A 2,904-nucleotide genomic window follows, 5' to 3' on the forward strand; every position below is an offset into this window, starting at 1 on the left:
GCCTTTGAGCGAGTATCCACAGGCGAAGTGGATCTGGCCATGATCCCGATTGAGAACTCCATTGCCGGACGCGTAGCCGATATCCACGTCCTCCTCCCCCAGTCCAAACTCCAGATCGTTGGCGAGTTCTTCCTGCCGATCCACTTTGACCTTCTGGGCATTCCGGGCAGCACCATTGAGGGGGCCACCGAGGTCCACAGCCACATCCATGCTCTGGGACAGTGCCGCAAGCTAATCCGGGAAGCAGGCCTTAAACCTGTTATCGCCGGCGACACTGCGGGTTCAGCCCGCGAAGTCCGGGACTGGAATGACCCGCGCAAGCTGTCCCTCGCTCCGCCGCTTGCCGCTGGACTCTACGGCCTCGAAGTCCTGGCCTCAGGAGTCGAGGACGACCCCACCAACACCACGCGGTTTGTTGTTCTGGCCAGGGAACGCGAGCTGCCCAGCAAAGAGGAACTGCCCGGCCCCGCGATCACCAGCTTCGTCTTCCGCGTACGCAACGTTCCCTCGGCCCTTTACAAGGCACTGGGCGGTTTTGCGACCAACGGCCTGAACATGACGCGGTTGGAAAGCTACATGGTGGGCGACGAGTTCGCTGCCACCATGTTCCTTTCCGACGTCGAAGGCCACCCCGAAGACGCCCGACTCCGCCGGGCGTTGGAGGAACTGGAATTCTTCACTACCGAGGTCCGGGTCCTGGGCGTCTACGCTGCAGACGATTACAGGGAACGGAACACAGTCACCGCCTGAGTGCAGGCTGCCTTGCCGGCTAGCTGCCTGAGCGGCCGTGGGCAAGACCGGTGGGGAATCCGACGAATGCTGGTTCTGGAGTGGAGCAGCAACCGCTGGCCTCCAGCTGCGGTGCCAATGGTGCCACTGCAGGAACGTCACAGCTGGTACCGGCGTCGGAGGAGCAAACCCCCGTCTCCGGCAGTTCAAGGTGAACCGTGTCCGCCGCCAGCTGGTCTCCCGCGAGGGCGGCGGCTACCGAGCGGACCTGCTCATATCCGGTGGCCAGCAGGAACGTCGGTGCACGGCCGTAGGACTTCATGCCGACTATGTAGAAGTCCTTCTCCGGATGGGCAAGCACCTTCGCACCGTGTGGCGGGACCGTGCCGCACGAGTGGAATTCGGGATCGATCAGAGGTCCCAATTCCGTGGGTGCTTCAACGGCAGGGTCCAGGTCCAATCGGAGTTCCCGGAGCATGTCCAGTTCGGGACGGAAGCCGGTACAAGGTACGACGACGTCCGCCGCCAGGGCGCGTCCGTCACCGGAGCTGATGGTCGCCCCGTCCTCGGAATCGGTCAGGGAGCGAATACCAAAACCTGTGTGCAGTTCAATGGTGCCGGATTCAACGAGCCTGCGCAGCCGCGAGCCGAGTTGGCCGCGGGCGGGCAGGCCGTCCGCGTCGCCGCCACCGTAGACCTTCTCCGCGGAGGCACCGCGAATCGCCCAGAGGATCCTCGTCTCCGGTTCCTCCTTGGCCAGTTGGACGAGGTTGATCAGGGTGTTGGCAGCGGAGTGGCCCGCGCCGACCACCAAGACCCTCCGACCAGCGAAAGCCGTTCGATCCCTGCCGGAAACATCGGGCAGCGGCGAAGAGATGCGCCTTGTTGCACGCTCTTCACCCAAGGCAGGCAACCCCGAGGTTCCCAATGGGTTCCGGGTGGACCATGTGCCGGAGGCATCGATGACCGCTGACACGGTGTAATCGCGTACCTCGTCGCTGTGCTCGACCCGAACCAAAAAGGGAGTGGTGTCCCGGTCACGCACATGGGTTTTGTCGATCCCCGCACGGGTGACTGCAGTAACGCGGGCACCGGTCTGCAGGCGGGAAGCAATGGCCGGGAGTTCCGCCAAGGGGGTGAGGTAGTCATCGATCAGTTCCCCGCCATAGGGCAGGGCGGTGGGGCGGGGCGATTTCCAACCCGTCGGCTCGAGTAGCCGCACAGCAGCGGAGTCGAGGTTGAACCTCCACGGCGAGAAGAGGCGGATGTGGCGCCATTGTTCGATGGCTGCTCCTGCAGAGCTGCCGGCTTCGAAGATGACCGGTTCGAGCCCGCGTTCGAGCAGGTGTGCCGCGGCTGCCAGCCCCACCGGGCCTGCACCGATGACCGCCACCGGGAGGTGCTGAATCATTGTTCTCATATCTCCGTGGGTGGTGTTCAGGAGTGGGTGGGTTCTTCGACCAAGGCCGTGGCAATGCTGTCGGCGTCGTCCAGGGCGGCCAGATAGCGCTCGGCGTCCAGTGCTGCCGAGCATCCGGTGCCCGCTGCGGTAATCGCCTGGCGGTAGCGATGGTCCACGGCGTCGCCGCAGGCAAAGACGCCCGAGAGGTTGGTGCAGGTGGTGGGTGAGTCCACCTTGATGTATCCCTCGGCATCAAGGTCAACCTGCCCTTCGAGCAGCTCAGTCCGCGGCACGTGCCCGATCGCAACGAAGATGCCGGTGGCCGCCTGCTCGCGGGTTTCCCCGGTGCGTGTGTCCGTCAGGGTTACCCCTGTGACTTTGGTGTCTCCGTGGATCTTGGTGATGGCGGAGTTCCACGCAAACGTGATCTTGGGGTTGTCCTTGGCGCGCTGGGCCATGATGCGGGAGGCCCGCAGCTGATCCTTTCGGACCACCACTGTCACGGACTTGCCGAAGCGCGTCAGGAAGGTGGCTTCTTCCATGGCGGAGTCACCGCCACCTACAACGATGATGTCCTGCTCACGGAAGAAAAAGCCGTCGCAGGTGGCACACCAGGAGACGCCGTGCCCGCTGAGTTTCTTCTCTTCCGGAAGCCCCAACTCCTTGTAGGCAGAGCCCGTGGCAAGGATCACCGCCGGCGCTTCGTGACTCTCTCCCGCACCGGTGACCACGCGCTTGAGGTGACCCTTGAGGTCAACCTCAGTGACGTCGTC

3 protein-coding genes are annotated in these 2,904 nt (G+C 63.9%); 1 reads left to right on the forward strand and 2 read right to left on the reverse strand.

From position 1 onward, the window contains the following. On the forward strand, positions 1-750 hold a 750-nt coding region (locus HP499_RS22895), incomplete at its 5' end, for a prephenate dehydratase (RefSeq protein ID WP_172326362.1). 19 nt (positions 751-769) lie between these two features. On the opposite strand, the gene HP499_RS22900 is transcribed toward HP499_RS22895, so the two are convergent. Then, positions 770-2,140: an NAD(P)-binding domain-containing protein gene (locus HP499_RS22900; protein WP_172326364.1), complete on the reverse strand. Its 1,371-nt coding sequence runs from the start codon at positions 2,138-2,140 to the stop codon at positions 770-772. A gap of 26 nt (positions 2,141-2,166) precedes the next feature. Continuing rightward, the coding region (locus HP499_RS22905) for an NAD(P)/FAD-dependent oxidoreductase (protein ID WP_172326363.1) at positions 2,167-2,904 on the reverse strand (738 nt) is incomplete at its 5' end.

The organism is Paenarthrobacter sp. CM16 (genome assembly GCF_013179505.1).
Classification (GTDB): Bacteria; Actinomycetota; Actinomycetes; order Actinomycetales; family Micrococcaceae; genus Arthrobacter.